The organism is Variovorax sp. YR216, assembly GCF_900107745.1.
Classification (GTDB): domain Bacteria; phylum Pseudomonadota; class Gammaproteobacteria; order Burkholderiales; family Burkholderiaceae_C; genus Variovorax.
In genome coordinates this window covers 182,567-200,504 of the sequence record NZ_FNRO01000009.1, presented here as the reverse complement: position 1 = coordinate 200,504, position 17,938 = coordinate 182,567, and the positions used below count along the sequence as shown (strand labels likewise).

The following is a 17,938-nucleotide window of genomic DNA, read 5'->3' as shown; positions in this document are numbered from 1 at the left end:
GGAGTCTTCCCCGATGATGAACAAGCGGCACTTCCTCCAGACGCTCGCGCTCGCCGCCACCGTGCTCGGCCCCGCCATCACCCAGGCGCAGGTCCAGACCCAGGAGGCCTGGCCGGCGAAGCCGATCCGCCTCGTCGTGCCTTTCCCGCCGGGCGGTGGCACCGACCTCGTGGCGCGCGCGCTGGGGCAGAAGCTGGGCGAGCGGCTCAAGCAGCCGGTCGTGATCGACAACCGCCCCGGCGCCTCGACCATCATCGGCACCGACGCGGTGGCCAAGGCGCCGCCGGACGGCTACACCCTGCTGCTGTCGGGCTCCACGAGCTTCACCGTCAACCCCGCGCTGCGCGCGAAGCTGCCCTACGAGCCGGTGCGCGACCTCGCGCCGATCGCCATCGTGGCACGCACGCCGCTGGTGCTGGTGGTGGCGCAGAACGCGCCGTGGAAGACGGTGGACCAGCTCGTCGCCGCCGCCAGGGCCAAGCCGCAGGGCATCCGCTACGCGACCTTCGGCACCGGTTCGGGACCGCACCTCGCGGGCGAGCTGTTCGCGCTCGCGGCCGGCATCAAGCTCCAGGACATCCCCTACAAGGGCAGCGCGCAGAGCACGCTCGCGGCGATCAGCGGCGAGATCGACATCGACATCGATACCGTGGCCACCGTGGCGCCCCACATCAAGGCCGGCAAGCTGCGCGCGCTGGGCATCGTGGGCGCTAGCCGCTCCAGCCTGCTGCCCGACGTGAAGACGCTGGCCGAGCAGAAGCTGCCCGATGCGACCTTCGATGCCTGGTACGGCTTCGCCGCCCCCGCGAAGACGCCCGCCCCGGTGGTGGAACGCCTGTCGCGCGAACTCACCGCGGTGATGGCCGACCCTGCCCTGCAGGAACAGTTGAAAGCGCAGGGCATGGAGCCCGTCGCCATCGGCGCTACCGCGTTCCGCACCCAGATGGAGAGCGAGATCGCGCGCTACCGTGCGCTCGCGCACCGCGCCGGCATCGCGATGGAATAGTCGGGGCAGTCGTCAGGCAGGCTTCGGCGAAGCGGTGCCCACGGCACCGGGCTTGCGCAGCATCTTGTCGACGTCGGCCGCATGCAGTTCCTCGGCATGGATCATCTGCCGGGCGAATTCCTCCAGCGCGACCGACTTCCCTTCCACCAGCGACAGCAGCTCGCGATAGAGCGCCAGCGCGCGAAGCTCGGTCTCGAGCGATTCGCGCAGCATGGCGGCAATGTCGGTCTGGTGCGAGTCGAGCAGCGGGCCGATCGCGAGCGAGGGGTAGTCGCCCAGCGTGGTGATCCACTCGCCCACCTGCTGCGCGTGCAGCAGCGATTCGGTGGCCTGTTCACGCAGCCACGAAACAATGGGGATGCGGCCGAAGCCGAACACCAGGAACGAGTAGTGCGTGTAGCGCACCACGCCGGCCAGCTCGGCCTCGAGCAGGCGATTGAGCACGGAGACGACCTTCGCTTGATCGAGCTGTTCCATGTCGGCGCTCCCGAAAAGGGGGAGCGAATTATGCGCCGCAAGGGTGCGGCGTTGCCAGTCGCGGCGGCGAGGGCCATCACAATCGCGGGGCCCGTTTCGACTTTTCTTCTTTCAGCGATCCATGTTCACCCTCACCCGCCTGACGATCCAGCGCGCCAGGAAAGAGCGCCTGCCCCAGGTCGCCGGGAGCCTGACCTTCACGACCTTGCTCTCCATCGTGCCGCTGCTCGCGGCGTGCCTCGCGCTGCTCACGCACTTTCCCGTCTTCAGGCAGCTCAAGGAAGCGCTTCAGCAACTGCTGCTGGTCAAGCTGCTGCCGGCCGACATCGCGCGCACCGTGCTCAAGTACCTCAACCATTTCGCCGCCAACGCGAGTGGGCTGACCTGGATCGGTTCGATCTTCCTGCTCGTCACCGCGGTGGCGATGCTGCTGACGGTCGAGAACGCGCTCAACCAGATGTGGCAGGTGCGCAAGAACCGGCCGTTCTTGAGGCGGGTCGGCCTGTACCTGCTGATGATTGCGGTGGGGCCGCCCGTCGTCGCGTTGAGCCTGTGGGCGACGTCATGCCTGCTGGGTGCGTCGACGGGGCTGATCGCCACGCTGCCGCGCGCGCTCGCCTTCGTGCTCGATCTCGGCCCTTTCCTGCTCGGGGTCGTTGCGCTGACGAGCCTGTTCTATCTGGTTCCGAACACCCAGGTGCGCCTGCGTGACGCCGTCGCGGGCGCGCTGCTCGCGAGCGCGGCATTCGAGCTCGGCAAGCGCGGCTTCACCGCCTATCTCGTCAAGGTCCCGACCTACAAGGCGCTCTATGGGGCCTTCGCCGCCCTTCCGCTCCTGCTTCTCTGGGTCTATTTCTCGTGGCTGGTCACGCTGGTCGCGGCCATGATGACCGCCAACCTCGCGCTCTCGCGGCGGCGGCCCGCGGCCACCCCGAAACGCAACACAGGACGCATAAGCTAAGCCGGTTTCCGAGTTTCGCGAAACCGCGCTTGCAGCCAGACTCGAAGCCCGTCTTCATCGCTTCGTCTGCCTGTCTCCCGGATGCCCAGCAATCCCACTCCCGCGCGCCAGCTTCATTTCGGCATCTTCCTGTTCTCGATCGGCTATCACCCGGGCGCCTGGCGTCTTCCGGGTGTGAGCCCGCAGGCCTCGCACGATCCGGCGTTCATCGCATCGATCGCGCGCAAGGCCGAGGACGCCAAGTTCGACTTCTTCTTCCTCGGCGATGCGCTCGCGACCAGCGCCGAGCAGCAGTACGTGTTCCCGTCGCAGACGGTGCGGCTCGAGCCTTTCACGATGATCGGCTACGTGGCCGCGCAGACGCAGCGCATCGGGCTCATCGCGACCGCGAACACCACCTATGCGGATCCGTACCACATCGCGCGCCAGACCGCCTCGCTCGACCACCTGAGCCGCGGGCGGCTCGCGTGGAACGTGGTAACCGGCGCCGACGAACGCGCCGCGAAGAACTTCGGCCGCGACCACCACTGGGAAAACAGCCGCCGCTACGACTACGCCGAAGAACTGGTCGACGTGGTCTCGAAGCTCTGGGACTCCTGGGAGGACGGCGCGCTGATCGGTGACCAGGCCGCCGGATTGCTCGTCGATCCGCGCAAGCTGCACCCGATCGAGCACGAGGGCCGCTTCTTCCAGGTGAAGGGTCCGCTCAACGTCGCGCGGCCGCCGCAGGGACAGATCCCGCTCGTGAATGCCGGCACCTCCGCGCGCTCACGCGCTTTCGGCGCCGCGCGCTCCACCGTGGTGTTCGCGGGCGTGCCGACCTTCGAGGCGGCACGGTCCTTCTATGCCGAGATCAAGGCCGGCGCGATCGCCAACGGACGCCGCGCGGAGGATGTGTCGATCCTGCCCGGCCTCGTGCCATACGTCGGCCGCACCAGCGAAGAGGCCTATGCGCTCTACCAGCGGTTGAGTGCGCTGATCGCCGCGAAGCTCGACGTCGCGGCGCTCGAGCGGGACCTGCATATCCCGCTCACCGGCCTGACCAGCGACGACCCCTTCCCCGCCTTCGACGAGACCGATCCCTCGCTCGCGCTCGCGCGGCTCTTCATCACGCAGGCGCGCAAGCTCAATCGAACGGACAGGCCGACGGTGCGCCACGTCTTCGAGTATTCGATCGCACGCGGCCGCGGCCACTTCCTGGCGATCGGCAGCGCCGAGGAGGTCGCGGACACCATCCAGCACTGGTTCGAGAACGGCGCCGCCGACGGCTTCAACGTCTGCCCGCCACACCTGCCGGGTGGTCTCGACGACTTCATCGACCTCGTGCTGCCGATCCTGCGCGCGCGCGGGCTGTTCCGCGAGGACTACCACGGCGACACCTTCGGCGCGCATTTCGGGCTCGTCCAGCGGCCCGCGAACCGCTTCGAGGGCACGGCGGCGGGCGCGCCGGTCGAGCCCGGCCGCATCACCGAGACGCACCATCGTGTCGTCTGAGGCGGCGCCGCTGCGGCGCCTCCATGCACGCCGCCCGGGCATCGTGCTGGCGCAAGCACTGACCGTGCTCGCACTGCTGCTGGCGTGGGAGTCGGCCGTGCGCTTCGGCGCCGTCAACGCGCTCTACCTGCCCGCGCCGACGGCGGTCCTCGAGAGCTTCGGGCCGCTGCTCACGCAGGGCCGCCTGCTGCATCACACGGCCGTCACGCTGGCCGAGTTCGCGGTCGGCTACGCGGCGGCGGTCGTCGGCGGCGTCGGCCTTGGCGTGCTGCTCGTGCTCGTGCCGTCGGCCGAGCGCTTCGCCCATCCCTTCATCGCGGCGCTGATGTCGGTGCCCAAGGTCGCGATCGTGCCGCTGCTCGCGCTGTGGCTGGGCATCGGCTTCACGCACAAGGTCGCGATCGTCTTCCTCTTCGCGGTGTTCCAGGTCGTCTACAGCACGGTCGCGGGCATCAAGCAGACGCGGCGCGAACATCTCAAGGTCGCGCGCGCCTTTCGTGCGAGCACGCTGCAGACCGTGTTCAAGGTGATCCTGCCCTCGGCGATGCCGACGATCTTCGCGGCACTGCGCGTGTCGGCTTCGGTCGGGCTGCTCGGTGCACTGTTCGCCGAGATGCTGTCGTCCAAGGAAGGGCTCGGCAACCTGATCACGCGCTCGACCGCCGCGCTCGACACCGCCGAGACCTTCGCGCTGATCGCGCTGGTCACGCTGCTCGCAGTCGCGATGATCGCCGCGCTCGATCTGCTCGAGCGGCTGGTTTTCCTGCGCTGGCGATCCGCCTGAATCGCCGCGCGCCCTTCACGTTCTCCCTTCGGATCGATCCATGACCCACTCCGCTTCGCCCGCCTCCGTTCCACGCACACAGCGGCTGCACCGCATCGGCCTCGCCACGCTCGCCGTCGGGATGGCGCTCCTCGCGGCCTGCTCGCGCCAGGCGCCCGAACCACAGGCCGCCGCGGCGCCGGCTCCGGCGGCCGAGGCCGCTGCGCAGAAGGTTCGCTATGCGGGCTATCCGGGCGTCACCGGCCTCGGCGTCCAGCTCGGCATCGAGAAAGGCTTCTTCAAGGACGAAGGTCTCGCACTCGAATTCATCACCACGCAGGACGCGGTCGCGGGTCTCGCGAGCGGCGACATCGACGTGGCCGACTGGAACACCACCGGTGCGATCGTCGCGGCGGGCAAGGGTGCGCCGCTGACGATCGTCGCGTCGATGTTCCGCCACGTCGGGCCGTTCTATCTCGTCGGTGCGCCCGATGTGCCCTCGGTCGCGGCGCTCAAGGGCAAGACGGTCGGCTCCGCCGCGTTCGGCACCGGCCTCGACGTCTATGCGCGCACGATCCTCTCGAAGGAAGGCGTGCCGCTGGACACCGTCTCGTTCGTCGCGAACGGGGTCAACGCGGCAGCGCTGGCGACGGTGGAGAACGGATCGGTCAGCGCCACCATCATCCACGAGCCCTTTGCCTCGCTCGCCGAGCAGACCGGCAAGGGCAAGGTGCTGGCGGCCGGCTACGACTACCTGCCGCGCTTCCACACCGGCGTGATCGTGGCGAACAACCCCTTCATCGCGAACTCGCCGCAAGTCGTCCAGAAATTCCTGCGCGCCTACTTCCGCTCGAACGAATACGCGAAGGCCCACCTGGACGAATACAAGGCCTTCTATGCGAAGCGCCTCGGCGTCGACCCGAAGGTGGCCGACGCCGCGGTGCAGCGCGAACTGCCGATCTGGGCGAACGACCCCACGGTCTCGCTCGACGAGATCCGCGAGACGCAGCAGATCCAGCAGGCGCTGGGTCTCCAGAAGGAGATCTACGACGCCGCGAAGTTCGTGGACCTGTCGTTCATCCCGCAGCCCGCGAAGCCCTGAGCGCACCGTTCGATCGATGTCCGATTTCGTTCTCGAGTCGCTCGGCAAGGTCTTCGACGGACCGGCGCCCGTCACCGCGCTCCAGGGCGTCGACCTGCGGGTGCGCGCTGGCGAGTTCGTCTGCCTGCTCGGTGCGAGCGGCTGCGGCAAGAGCACGCTGCTGGACATCCTCGCGGGGCTCGAACGGCCGAGCAGCGGCACCGCGCTCTTCGATGGCCGGCCGATCGAAGGCACCGATCCGCGCCGTGGCCTCGTGTTCCAGGACCCGGCGCTGATGCCCTGGCGCACGATCGCGGACAACGTGGCCTTCGGGCCCGAGTTGCGCGGGCACGGACGCCGCGAGCGCCGCGCACGCGCCTTCGAAAGCCTCGCCCGCGTCGGACTGGCCGGCTTCGAGGATGCCTATCCGCACCAGCTCTCGGGCGGCATGCGGCAGCGCGCGGGCATTGCGCGTGCGCTTGCCAACGAGCCCGAGGTGCTGCTGATGGACGAACCGTTCGGCGCGGTCGACCACCTGACGCGCGTCGCGCTGCAGGAGGATCTCCTGCGCCTGTGGGAACGCGAGCGGCGCACCATCGTGTTCGTGACGCACGACGTCGGCGAGGCGGTGTTCCTGGCCGACCGCGTGGTCCTCCTGTCACCGCGGCCGGGCCGCATCCACCGGATCTTCGAGGTCACGGTCGGGCGGCCGCGCGAGCGCGGCCAGAAGGCGCTGATCGAGATCGAGGCCGAGATCTACCGCGCGCTCCACGACATCGAGCGCTGAGCGCGCTCACGCGTCACCCAGTTGAACAGCGGCGTGGCCATCAGGGTGCTGAGGATCGCCATCAGCACCAGGATGGCGAACAGTCCCGGCTCGATCACGCCGGCCTGCAGTCCGATGTTGATGATGATCAGCTCCATCAATCCGCGCGCGTTCATGAGCGCGCCGATCGCCATCGCGTCGCGGTTGCTCTCGCCCGTCAGGCGGGCCGCGCCCCAGCAGGCGATGCCCTTGCCGGCAAACGATGCAAACAGGATGGCGATGGCGGCCAGCATCAGCGCGGGCTGCATCACCATGTCGAGCCGCGTGTTCAGCCCCGAATAGGTGAAGAACATGGGCAGGAAGAACAGCACGACGACCGGCTGCAGCTGCTCGCGCAGCTTCTGCGTGAGCACGCCCTTGGGCAGCGCGGCGCCGAGCAGGAAGCCGCCGAAGACGGCATGGATTCCGATCGCGTCCATCGCCCAGGCGCCCAGGCAGAACAGGATGAGCACGACACCCAGCACGGGGGTCGGAAGCGGCTGGTCCGCAGACAGGTTGCGCCCCAGCCGACGCAGCCAGCGCGAGCCGATGAACACCATGAACAGCGCATAGCCGGCGCCGCCCGCAATGGCGATCCACGCGCCGCCCCAGGCGCCGCTGAAGCTGGCCAGCACGACGGCCAGGATGCACCACGCGGCCGCATCGTCGAAGGCGCCGGCCGTCAGCGCAAGGGTGCCCAGTGAAGTGCCGGAGAGTCCGCGCTCGTGGATGATGCGCGCGAGCATCGGAAAGGCGGTGATGGCAATGGCCGCGCCCAGGAAGAGCGTGGCCTCGAAAAGCCGCGCCTTCTCGGCGAACAGTCCGGGCACCGTATGCAGCCACGGCGTGAGCGCGAAGGCGAGCCCGAACGGCACGAGGATGCCGGCCATGGACACCGAAACCGCGCTGCGCGCACGGTCCCGGAAGTGGTCGGCCCGGAATTCGGTTCCGACCAGGAACATGTACATCCCGACGCCGAGTTGCCCGGCCACGTAGAGCATGCCCAGCGTGGGCTTCGGGAACAGCGCCTGCTGCAGTTGCGGAAAGAGCAGGCCGAAGAGCGAAGGGCCGAGCATCACGCCGGCGATCATTTCTCCCACAACCTGGGGCTGCCCCAGCTTCTGGGCCAGTCGGCCGACGACGCGGCAGGCGAGCAGGATGAACGCGGCCTGCAGGAAGAAGTAGACGGAGAGCTGCGCGGTGGGCATCGGGATGGATTCGGAATGGAGCCCGACATTATGTCCATGCGATGCGCACTCAGTCTCAGTCGGCCAGCGTGGGCAGCTCTGCCGTCGCCAGGCGATTCGCCTCCCTGCGACTGACGCCCAGCGCAATCAATACGAGTTCCGCGGTTTCCGAGCCGGCATCGCGCCACGTGCGGTGCCCCTCCAGCACCGGGTACATCGCGGCCAGGACGGCGCCGGTCAACATGCCCAGCACGCTGGGCAACTGCTCGGTGCGGATCTTGTAGCGCCCGGTCTCGATGCCGTCCCGCAGGTTCTGGACCGGATCGGTGGCCCACAGCGCCTGCATGGAGGCATTGCTGAAGCCGAACCTGTTCATGAAGCGGCCCCAGTCGGGCTCGTCATGCGCGCGGCGGATGTACAGGCGAATGCCATGCGCCATGCGCTGCGCGGGATCCTTCTCGCTGCCGAAGCTGCGCTCGACACGCTCGGCCATCTCGCCCACCAACTGGGCGGCCACCTTCTCGAACAGCCCTTCGGTATCCCCCACGTTGTTGTAGATGGTGCCGCGTGCGACACCGGCCGCCGCGGCCAGCTCGCTGACGCTGACGCGGGTGACACCGAGATCCGCGAAGAGCTTGGTCGCAGCGGCGTGGATGCGTCTCTGCGCTGCATTCCGGGGTTCGTCCGGAACAGGCATGGGCCTGTGAACCACTATCAAACGTCCCTGGCCGCGTCGGTGGCGACCCATCCGCCGTCCACGCCGGGCGGCAGCATCTGGCCGACGTCCTCGCCGACCTCGGCATCGATGAGCCGGTTGAGCTTGGCGTTCATTCTCGTGAGGAGCTCGGCGTTCATCTGACGGTCCAGCGCCAGGTTGTGCAGCTCGTGCGGATCGCGCTGGAGGTCGTACAGCTCCACGTCGTTGAGTGCGAACAACGCATCCAGCGTCTCGGGGCGGTTGTGCTGCTTGGGCGAAAAGTAGCGGCTGAACTGGTAGCGGCCGTCGAAGACGGCGCGGATCGCTCCGCGCTTCTTCAGGTCGGCGGCGAGTGTTCCGTTCTTCACCTCGGCCTTGAGCTTGTCCTTGCCCTCGGGCTGGGTCATCAGGGCCACGGCCTTCTGCATGAAGTCGCCATCGATGTAGGCAAACATGTTGTAGCAATAGAGGGCGCCGTCGCGCACCGCGCCGTGAGATGCGTTCTCGGGCCGCGCCAGCAGCGGCGAGAAGTCCTTGCCGGGCAGCTTCCCGGTGATTTCCATCTTCTTGTCGGGGTTCGCGTTCGTGAGGTTCACGAGCGTCGGCGCGATGTCCAGATGCGAGGTGACCGCCTGGCAGCGCTTGCCGCCGGGGTGCGCGGGATGAACGACGATGAGCGGTACGTTGTTCTGCTCGCGATAGGCCGTCGCCCCCTTGCCATGCAGGCGGTGGGCACCATCGAGGTCGCCGTGGTCGGCGGTGAAGACCACCACCGTGTTGGAGGCCAGGCCCAGTGCGTCGAGCTCGTCGAGCAGCGCCACGATGTTGCGATCCACGTCGCGCAGGCAGTTGAGGTAGTAGTTGTGGCGCCGCCGCCAGCGCCAGTCTTCATTGGCGATATGGCCCACGAGGCCGTCGTGCGACTTCAGGTAGTCCGCATGCGCGGCCGGCCGGCCGGGGGCATCGAGCGCCTGACCGTAGCTCACCGGGAGGTCGAAGCGCCATTGCTTCTCGTACAGCGGATCCGAAGGTTCCGGCCGGATGTGGCCGATCATGTTCTTCGCCTGGACCTTCTCGCCCGGACGGTCGGTATCGAGGAACATGATGTCGTGCGGATTCACCAGGTTCACCGCGAGGAACCACGGCTTGTTCTGCGCCGCGAGCTCCCGGCCCTTGCCGCGAAGCCAGCTCACGCCCATCGCGGAAATGATGCCGTCGTGCAGGTAGCCGCCCCGATCGTGCGCAATGATGTCGCCCACGCCGAAGTAGTCGCCGAAGCCGTAGGCCTCCATCTCCTGGGTGAAGATCTTCGTCGGCGAGCCGAGCTCGTTGACCGACTCGAACTCCTTGGTCAGGTGCCACTTGCCCTTGTAGGCGGTGTAGTAGCCCGCATCGCGAAGCATGTGGCCGACGGTGCCGACGTCTGGAGAGAGGCTGCCGATCCAGGGGAAGTTGGTGTTGTCGAACATCTTCGTCTGCTGGATGTGGCGCCCGGTGTAGAGCACCGAGCGCGACGGCGTGCAGACGCAGGAATTGATGCGGTGGTTCTCGAAGAGCGTGCCCCTGCCGAGCAGGCGCTCATGGCCGGGCAGCCGATAGCCGCGGGGCAGTTCACCGGTGCGGAAGTGCCGCTCCTGGTCGGTCAGGATGAAGAGGATGTTGTAGGGCCCCGAGGTGCCGCTTGCGGCGCCCGGCCTTGCGTTCTGCGGCGAGGCGGCCTCGGCCGCACCCGCCCCGAGAAGCGACGAGGCAGCGGCGCCGAGGCCGGCGGACTTGAGCAGGTTGCGGCGGCTGATGTCGGCAGGCTCCATCTTGATGTCCTTTCGAGGCGCTTCGGCGCGTTCCGTTGCTCGACGTCGTACCGCTGACGGGCTTGTAGCGATATGACATCAATTGCGCTGATTTGAACATATCTGTTCAATTCAGGGAACTGGCTGCCGCCATGAGGTGCGGACTCCGCCTCGATTCAGCGCGCGGGTCTCGGAGCCGCCACTCTCGGCAGCAGCGTGGGATGACCGCAGTGCAGGAAGCGACCCGCGCCGGCACGGCCGGTGAAGCGGCTGCCGTCCCAGACCACTTCGCCACGCGCGAGCGTCATGCCCGGCCATGCGGTGAGATGCATGCCCTCGTAAGGCGTGTAGTCGACGTTGTGGTGCAGCTGGCTGTTGCGCAGCACGAATTCGCGCTCATCCCAGATCACCAGGTCGGCATCGGCGCCGACCGCGAGACTGCCCTTGCGCGGATGCAGGCCGTAGGCCTTCGCGGGATTGGTCGATGTCAGCTCGACGAACTTCTGCGGCGTGATGCGGCCGGCCATCACGCCTTCGGACCACAGCAGCGCCATGCGCGTCTCGATGCCGGGAATGCCGTTGGGGATGTGACGGAAAGGCTGCTCTTCGCCGCCGGCCTTCTTGCCGTCGTCGCCATCGAAGCGGTAGGGGGCATGGTCGGACGAGAACACGGTGAAGAGCCCGTCCGCGAGCCCCTGCCAGATCACGCGCTGGTTGGACTTGTCGCGCGGCGGCGGGCTGCACACGCATTTCGCGCCGTGGTAGCTGTCGTCGATGCCGAGGTCCTCGGCCGAGAGAAAGAGGTACTGCGGGCAGGTCTCGGCGAACACGTTCAGCCCATGCGCGCGCGCCCAGCGGATCTGCTCGACGGCTTCCTTGCCCGAGACATGCACGATGAGGATCGGCACGTCCACCAGCTCCGACAGCGCGATCGCACGGTGCGTGGCCTCGCGCTCCACCAGCATCGGCCGCGCGTGGGCGTGGTAGCGCGGCGCGGTGCGGCCGGCGGCTTCGAGGCGGCGCGTCAGCCATTCGATGCAGTCCGCGTTCTCGGCGTGGATCATCGCCATCGCGCCGTGCTCGCGCGCCACCGACAGCACATCCAGGATCTGGCCGTCATCCAGCTTCAGGCTGTCGTAGGTCATGTAGATCTTGAACGAGGTGTAGCCCTCGCGGATCAGCGCGGGCAGCTCCTCTTCGAGGACCTTGGGCGTGGGGTCGCTCACGATCAGGTGGAAGGTGTAGTCGACATGCGCCTTGCCTTCGGCGCGCTGGTGGTAGTCGGCCACCGCGTCGCGCAGCGACTGCCCCTTGTGCTGCAGCGCGAAGGGGATCACGGTAGTGGTGCCGCCGCAGGCCGCCGACCGCGTGCCGGTGTCGAAGTCGTCGGCCATGCGCACGGGCGGCGGCTCGGGCTGGTCGAGGTGGCAATGCGCATCGACGCCGCCGGGCGTGACGTGGCGGCCGGCGGCGTCTATTTCGCGCGTACCCCCAGGCAGGTCCTGCCCGAGCTGCACGATGCGGCCGTCCTTCACGGCGATGTCACAGTCGAAGATGTCGCTCGCCGTGACGGCGCGCGCGTTGCGGATGACGAGGTCGAAGGCTGGCATGGATGAAAGTCTTTGCAGGTGGGGAGTCAGGCGGCGGTCCATCCGCCGTCGACCATCAGCTCGGCGCCGGTGATGAAGCGCGCCTCGCTGCTGGAAAGAAACAGCACCGCCTCGGCCACGTCCTCGGGACGGCCCAGGCGGGGCCAGGGGGTGCGCCGGATCGCGCGGTCCATCACCACCGGATCGAGGGCACGGCCGCCCTGCCCGGTCTGGATCTTGCCGGGCGCGACTGCGTTGCACACGATCTGCTGCGGCGCGTAGTCGGCGGCGACCTGCCGCGTCATGTAGGCGATGGCGGCCTTGGTCACGCCGTAGCCCAGGTCGCCGGGCGCGGCGATGATCCCGTGCTGCGACGAGAGGTTGACGATGCGGCCACGCACCTCGTCGACGGGCGCCTGCCCGAGCATCTGGCGCACGGCGGCACGGCTGCAGCGGTAGGCGCCGCCGAGGTTCACGTCGATCAGGCGCTGCCAGTCGGCTTCATCGAGTTCCAGCAGCGGACGGGCATGACGGATGCACGCGTTGTTGACCAGCACGTCGAGCCGGCCGTGGCGCTCCACGGTCTGAGCGACCAGCGAGTCGACCTGCGCCTTGCTGCTCACGTCGGTGGGCACGAAGTCGGCTTCGCCGCCGTCCTGAAGGATCTGCTCGAGCGTCGGCGTGCCGCCCTCGATGGGTTGGCGAGCGATGTCGGCCAGCACCACGCGTGCGCCTTCCCGCGCGAGCCGGCGCGCGATCGCGCGGCCGATGCCGGAGGCCGCACCGGTAACGATGCAGACCTTGCCCGCCATGCGGGCCCTTGTCTCATGCATGGACGAGCCCTCCGTGTGCCGGCATGTCGAGCCATGCAACGAAGTCGGCCGCCGCGCGCGGCAGGTCGAAGCGCGCCGTGAAGCCGGTGTCGCGCCTCAGCGCGCCGATGTCCATCGATGCGCGGTCGTGATCGGCATAGGCGTTGATGTTGATCTCGCCCGCATCTTCGGCGACCCGCCAGTCGGCCTCTTCGAAGCCGGGCTGCGCGGCGAGCCATGCGCACCAGTCGGCCACCGACCATTCGAAGCCGGCGGCCAGGTTGTAGACCGGCTGCGTCGGTCGATCCAGGTCCAGCAGTGCGGCGATGGCCCCGGCGGCATCGCGCACGTAGAGCCAGTCGCGCCGCAGCGGACGCGGCAGCCGCACCGGCTCGCCGGCACGCAGACGGCGCAGCGCCTGCAGCGGCGCGCTGGGCGTGTCGCGCACGCCGGTATCGCGTTCCCACGGGCCGAAGCAGGTGCCGAGACGGCCGATGCGCAGGTCGATGCCATGCAACGACGCGAGGCGCAGCGCCGCGGCTTCCGCGGCTTGCTTGGAGATGCCGTAGAGCCCCTCGGGGCGAAGCGGCGTGCGCTGCTCGTGCAGCGGCGCCTGCTGGGGACCATCGCCGTAGACCGAGCCGGAGCTGACCAGCAGCACGCGTTCCACGCCATGCTCGGCAGCCAGGCGCAGCGCCTTCGTCACCGCGACGAGATTCACCTCGAAGATGTGCTCGGGCTCCGCGCGCTCGCGCTCGGCCCCGGCCGTCACGGCAGCCAGCAGGACCATGCACCGTGGCCGATGGGTCTTCAACACCGCGCCCAGCGTGACCGCGTCGCACACATCACCCTGGACCGGAACGAAGCACCCCGGAAGCTCCGAGAAGCGCGACAGCGCTTCCGGCGGCAGCGGCATGCGGTCCCAGCCGATCACGGTCTCGTCGCGCGAGAGCAGGTGCTCCACCAGCGCGAGCCCGACGAAACCGCATGCCCCGGTGATAAGGATCGTGCCCGCCTCAGGCATGGACGGCATCGGCCGGCTCGGGCCGCAGCAGCGACAGGATGTGACGCTTGTAGTCGTTGAAGCGCGGGCTGGTGGAGTCGCGCGGACGCGGCAGGTCCACCTCGATCAGCTCGCGGATGCGGCCGGGCCGGGCCGACATCACGGCGATGTGCGTGCCCAGCGCCAGCGACTCCTCGATGCCGTGCGTCACGAAGACGATGGTGCTCTGGCTCTCGCGCCAGATGCGCACCAGCTCGGCATGCATGTCCATCTTGGTCTGCTCGTCGAGCGCACCAAAGGGCTCGTCCATGAGGATGACCTCAGGGTTCATCAGCAGCGCCCGCGCGATGCCCACGCGCTGGTTCATGCCACCGGAGAGCTCGCTCGGGAAGTGGTTCTCGAAGCCGCGCAGGCCCACCATGTCGACATAGTGCTGCGCCTTCTTGCGCCGCTCGGCCTTGGATGCGCCGCGCATCGTGAGATGGAAGGCGACGTTCTCCCACACGGTGAGCCAGGGCATCAGCGTGGGCTGCTGGAAGACCACGCCGCGGTCCACGCCGGGCGCGGTCACCGGCCGGCCGCCGACCGTGACCGTGCCGCGGCTGGGCTTGTCGAAGCCCGCGATCATGTTCAGCAGCGTGGACTTGCCGCAGCCGCTCGGGCCCAGCAGGCAAAGGAATTCGTTGCGGTTGACGCTGAGGCTCACGTCGTCGAGCGCCTTGACCTGCGTGCCGCGCCGTGCGTCGTCGAAGAAGCGCGACGCGTTCTGGATGGTGATGAGGCTCATGGGTCAGCCCTCCTTCGATTGCAGGGTGGAGCCGCGCTGCCAGCGCAGCACGCGGCCCGCGAGCAGCTTGATGCCGAGGTCGCTGCAGTAGCCGAGCAGCCCGATGCTGGTCATCGCGGCGATCACGATGTCGTAGCGCAGGAAGTAGTAGGAGTCCCACAGGACGTACCCCACGCCGCTCTTCACCGCCACCATCTCGGCGGTCACGGTCAGCATCCAGGCGGAGCCGACCGCGATGCGCAGGCCCGAGAAGATGCTCGGCAGCGCGGCCGGGAACACGATGTGCCGCAGCAGCAGCGCAGGTGTTCCCCCGGCCATCGCGCCGGCGCGCAGCAGGTTGCGGTCGCAGGTCTTCACGCCGTGGATGGTCGACAGCAGCACCGGGAAGAAGGAGCCGAGGAACACCAGGAAGATCGCCGGCTTGTTGGCGATGCCGAACCAGATGATGGCCAGCGGGATCCACGACACCGGCGGCACGGGCCGCAGGATCTGCAATACCGGCTCGATGAGCTTCTCGACGGTGCGCGACCAGCCGATGGCCATGCCGAGCGCCACGCCGAGCAGGGCCGCGAGCCCGAATCCCGCGAACACGCGCACGGCGCTGGCCGCCACGTCGAAGATCCAGTGGCCGCTGTAGGTCTGCGTGTTGCCGTCGGTGCCGAAGACCCAGTCGGCCCAGGCGACCAGCACCTGAGACGGCGCGGGCAGCAGCGCCGGCGGCAGCACGCCGGAGCGGGAGAACAGCTCCCAGCCGATGAGCAGCAGGGCCGGCACGAGGGCACGCTCGACCCGCCGGTACAGCCGCTTCCAGATGGGAAGGGATGCCGCGGCCGCGGGCGCGGCCGGCAGCGTGGTGGTGGAGGCTTGTGCCATCGCGTCCAGCCTCTTCTCAATAGCCCAGCGCGCTCTTCGGCTTGCCGGTGGCGGCTTCGAGGAAGCGGTAGTCCATGTTCTTCTCGACCGCTGCGCTGACATCGTTGTTGATGTACTTGAGGTCGCGCATCATCTTCGCGATCGCGACGGCCGAGGCGCGATGCATCTCATAGTCGGGGTACAGGTTGGCGGCCGCGCCGGTGGCGATCGCCTTGTCGAGGCCGGTCACTTTCTGGATGGTGTCGATGAACTGCGCCTTGTCGCTCGCCATGAGGGCGTTGACCTTGACGATCGAGCGCACCGTCTCTTCGACCGCCTTGGGCTTGGCGGCGATCACGTCCGAGCGCGTGACGATGAGGTTGGTCAGCTTGCCCGCCGCCTGGTCATAGGGGAAGGCGAAGAACTTCGCGGCCTTCACCTCGCGGATCTGCGTCGCGAAGGGGTCGACCGAGCAGATCAGTTCCACCTCGCCCCGGCGCAGGGCCTGCACATGGTCCGAGGGATTGGGGATGTTGACGAACTGCACGTCCTTGTTGATGTCGATGCCCTGCTTGGCGAACGCGCCGCGCATATGGATGTCCTGCGCATTGCCGCGCGAGGCCGCGACGCGGAAGGGCTTGCCCTGCGCCTTGTAGTCGGCGATCAGCTTCTTGAGGCCCGCCCAGTCGTTCTCGCCCAGCGGCAGGTCGTTGCCCACGAGGATCTGTGAGCCGCCGTTGATCTGGCCCGAGATGGCCACCACGTCGAAGCCCTTGTCCAGCGCGGTCGCGTAGTGTAGGTAGGTGACCTGCGCCACATCGATGCTCTTGGACAGCAGCGCCGTGAGCACGTCGTTGCCGGTGTTGAAGGCGGTGGCTTCCAGCTTGACCGCCGCCGGATCGGCGTTCTGCGGCGTCAGTGCGAGCGGCGTGCAATGGGCGCACTTGGCATAGCCGAGCTTGATGGCGTCCTGCGCCTGGCTGACCAGCGGCATCAGGGCCGCCGCGGCGACGAGAAGAGGAGCGATGAACTTGCGCATGGCATTCCCGGTAGGTTGAAAACAAGGGACCCGGCATGGAAGCCGGACATGCAGGGTTTCAAGCAATGCGCGTGCCATGTTGTATCCAAACTGGTTTGAGCCTGTACACAGGAAAGAAGGCGCCGTTCAGGCGCCTTCTATTCTTCAGATTGGATACAAGTTACTTTGAAGGTGCATACATGCACCCGATCCATGCACGGCGCACACGCTAGCGCCAGTAGTGCCGGCCTTCCGCACCCCAGAGCTCGCGCGCTGCGGCTTCCGCCTCGGCGCAGACGGTCTCCATGTCGACGCGCGTGGGCAGGCCGTCTTCCACCAGCACTTCGCCCTCGACCACCACCATGCGCACATCGCGACCCTGCCCGGTGTGAACGAGCAGGCCGACCGGATTCACATGCGGCCGCAGATGCGGCCGGCGCGCATCGAACACCACCAGGTCCGCGGCCTTGCCGACCGCGAGGCTGCCGATGTCGTCCTGCTGCCCCAGCGCCCGCGCGCCGCCGAGCGTGGCCATGTGGAAGACATGCGCAGGCTGCCATTCGTCGCTGACGCCGCCCTCCTGCACGCGCGCGGTCGCGAGCGCCCAGCGCATGAGCTCCACCATGTCCGCGTGCTGCGTGTCGGTTGCGAGCGCCATGTTCACGCCCATGCGCTTGAGCATCGGCGTCGGCGCCATGCGGCCCGAAGCGGCATTGCACTTGGGAATGTGCACCGCATGCGCGCCGGCCTCGGCCATCTTGCGCGCGTCGCTCTCGCTCACGTAGATGCAATGGCCGCCCATCAGCCGTTCGTTGAGCAGGCCGGCATCCAGCAGGGCCTCGGTGGAGGTCTTGCCGGTGCGCTCGCGCACGCGATCCACCTCGACTTTGCTCTGGCCGAGATGGGTGCTCACGCGCAGGCCGTGTGCTTCAGCCGCTGCGGCCACTTCGCGCAGGAAGCCGTCCGAGCAGGTGTCGACCGCATGCGCGGCGAGATTCACGCGTACGCGCGGATGGTCCTTCCACCGTTCATGCAGCGCGAGGCCGGCGCCCAGCGTGGCGCTTCCGATGGCCGCGTCGTAGCACCAGTCGCCGTGCGCCACGCGGGCGAAGTCCACGTCGTGGATGCGCCAGCTCGGCGCCAGCCGCAGGCCGAGTTCGGCCATCGCCTCGGTGCCCACGTCCGCGTGCACGAAGTTGTCGCCGACGAGCGTGGAGCCCTGCAGCAGCGCCTCGAGCGCGCCCAGGCGCGCGAGCGCCCTCGCCTGCTGCGCGTTCACCTGCGTGCCCTTGGGAATGCCCGGCGTGTACGACGGCGCGAAGCCCAGGTCCGCCGCGACGCCGCGGACCATGCTGAGGATCGAATGGGTGTGGACGTTGACGAAGCCCGGCGTGACGAAATGATCGGGCAGGTGCAAGGTGCGCGTCGCCTGCCAGTGTTCGGGCGGCGCGCTGTCGAGCCACGCGATGCGGCCGCCCTGGATGCCGATGGCCGCATCGCGAATCTCGGGTCGCGAAGCTTCGGCAGTCAGCGCGGTGGCGCCGAGGATGAGCAGGTCGAATTGATGGGGAGTGCTGGATGACATGGTCGGTGCGAAAGGGTGAGTCCAAGGGACG

17 protein-coding genes are annotated in these 17,938 nt (G+C 68.2%); 6 read left to right on the top strand and 11 right to left on the bottom strand.

Features of this window, described 5'->3' with window-relative positions:
• The first annotated feature begins 16 nt into the window (after window positions 1-16).
• Window positions 17-1,006 carry a Bug family tripartite tricarboxylate transporter substrate binding protein gene (locus tag BLW05_RS22220; protein WP_093165750.1) on the top strand — a complete coding sequence of 330 codons (990 nt, stop codon included), beginning with the start codon at window positions 17-19 and terminating at the stop codon, window positions 1,004-1,006.
• Window positions 1,007-1,018: 12 nt separating this feature from the next.
• Here the strand turns inward: BLW05_RS22220 and BLW05_RS22215 are convergent, their stop codons facing one another.
• The gene (locus BLW05_RS22215; RefSeq protein WP_093165716.1) at window positions 1,019-1,483 is read right to left on the bottom strand and encodes a ferritin-like domain-containing protein; all 465 of its coding nucleotides are present in this window, start codon (window positions 1,481-1,483) and stop codon (window positions 1,019-1,021) included.
• A 121-nt stretch (window positions 1,484-1,604) separates the two neighbouring features.
• On the opposite strand from BLW05_RS22215, the gene BLW05_RS22210 reads away from it, so the two are divergent.
• From BLW05_RS22210 to BLW05_RS22190, 5 genes are all read left to right on the top strand, one after another.
• Complete coding sequence (locus tag BLW05_RS22210; protein ID WP_093165715.1) at window positions 1,605-2,444, top strand: YihY family inner membrane protein; 840 nt, start codon at window positions 1,605-1,607, stop codon at window positions 2,442-2,444.
• 81 nt (window positions 2,445-2,525) lie between these two features.
• A complete protein-coding gene (locus BLW05_RS22205) occupies window positions 2,526-3,938 on the top strand; it encodes an NtaA/DmoA family FMN-dependent monooxygenase (protein ID WP_093165714.1) in 1,413 nt (470 codons plus the stop codon).
• Complete coding sequence (locus tag BLW05_RS22200; RefSeq protein ID WP_218135206.1) at window positions 3,928-4,722, top strand: ABC transporter permease; 795 nt, start codon at window positions 3,928-3,930, stop codon at window positions 4,720-4,722. The genes BLW05_RS22205 and BLW05_RS22200 overlap by 11 nt, the downstream gene beginning before the upstream one ends.
• Window positions 4,723-4,762: 40 nt before the next feature.
• Entirely contained in the window at window positions 4,763-5,803 is a 1,041-nt protein-coding gene (locus BLW05_RS22195) for an ABC transporter substrate-binding protein (RefSeq protein WP_093165713.1), read from the top strand.
• Between the two features lie 16 nt (window positions 5,804-5,819).
• On the top strand, window positions 5,820-6,569 hold the full coding sequence (locus BLW05_RS22190) for an ABC transporter ATP-binding protein (protein ID WP_093165712.1): 750 nt from the start codon (window positions 5,820-5,822) through the stop codon (window positions 6,567-6,569).
• On the opposite strand, the gene BLW05_RS22185 is transcribed toward BLW05_RS22190, so the two are convergent.
• The 10 genes from BLW05_RS22185 to BLW05_RS22140 all read right to left on the bottom strand — a co-directional run bounded on the left by BLW05_RS22185 (window position 6,539) and on the right by BLW05_RS22140 (window position 17,907).
• Window positions 6,539-7,795 (bottom strand): cation:proton antiporter, encoded by a 1,257-nt coding sequence (locus BLW05_RS22185; protein WP_093165711.1) that lies wholly within the window; start codon window positions 7,793-7,795, stop codon window positions 6,539-6,541. The two genes, BLW05_RS22190 and BLW05_RS22185, sit on opposite strands and share 31 nt — an antisense overlap.
• Before the next feature lie 55 nt (window positions 7,796-7,850).
• Window positions 7,851-8,471: a TetR/AcrR family transcriptional regulator gene (locus BLW05_RS22180; protein ID WP_093165710.1), complete on the bottom strand. Its 621-nt coding sequence runs from the start codon at window positions 8,469-8,471 to the stop codon at window positions 7,851-7,853.
• Window positions 8,472-8,488: 17 nt separating this feature from the next.
• The gene (locus BLW05_RS22175) at window positions 8,489-10,282 is read right to left on the bottom strand and encodes a sulfatase family protein (protein ID WP_093165709.1); all 1,794 of its coding nucleotides are present in this window, start codon (window positions 10,280-10,282) and stop codon (window positions 8,489-8,491) included.
• 155 nt (window positions 10,283-10,437) lie between these two features.
• Window positions 10,438-11,871, bottom strand: a complete 1,434-nt coding sequence (gene hydA / locus BLW05_RS22170) for a dihydropyrimidinase (RefSeq protein WP_093165708.1) — start codon at window positions 11,869-11,871, stop codon at window positions 10,438-10,440.
• Between the two features lie 26 nt (window positions 11,872-11,897).
• Window positions 11,898-12,683, bottom strand: coding sequence for an SDR family NAD(P)-dependent oxidoreductase (locus BLW05_RS22165; RefSeq protein ID WP_256330441.1), 786 nt, complete (start codon window positions 12,681-12,683; stop codon window positions 11,898-11,900).
• On the bottom strand, window positions 12,676-13,695 hold the full coding sequence (locus BLW05_RS22160; RefSeq protein WP_256330440.1) for an NAD-dependent epimerase/dehydratase family protein: 1,020 nt from the start codon (window positions 13,693-13,695) through the stop codon (window positions 12,676-12,678). Before BLW05_RS22160 ends, BLW05_RS22165 begins: the two co-directional genes overlap by 8 nt.
• Entirely contained in the window at window positions 13,679-14,452 is a 774-nt protein-coding gene (locus tag BLW05_RS22155) for an ABC transporter ATP-binding protein (protein ID WP_093165706.1), read from the bottom strand. Before BLW05_RS22155 ends, BLW05_RS22160 begins: the two co-directional genes overlap by 17 nt.
• A 3-nt stretch (window positions 14,453-14,455) precedes the next feature.
• Window positions 14,456-15,325 carry an ABC transporter permease gene (locus BLW05_RS22150; protein ID WP_093165705.1) on the bottom strand — a complete coding sequence of 290 codons (870 nt, stop codon included), beginning with the start codon at window positions 15,323-15,325 and terminating at the stop codon, window positions 14,456-14,458.
• A gap of 16 nt (window positions 15,326-15,341) precedes the next feature.
• Complete coding sequence (locus tag BLW05_RS22145; protein ID WP_093165704.1) at window positions 15,342-16,343, bottom strand: ABC transporter substrate-binding protein; 1,002 nt, start codon at window positions 16,341-16,343, stop codon at window positions 15,342-15,344.
• Between the two features lie 208 nt (window positions 16,344-16,551).
• On the bottom strand, window positions 16,552-17,907 hold the full coding sequence (locus tag BLW05_RS22140; RefSeq protein ID WP_093165703.1) for an amidohydrolase family protein: 1,356 nt from the start codon (window positions 17,905-17,907) through the stop codon (window positions 16,552-16,554).
• Window positions 17,908-17,938: the final 31 nt, after the last annotated feature.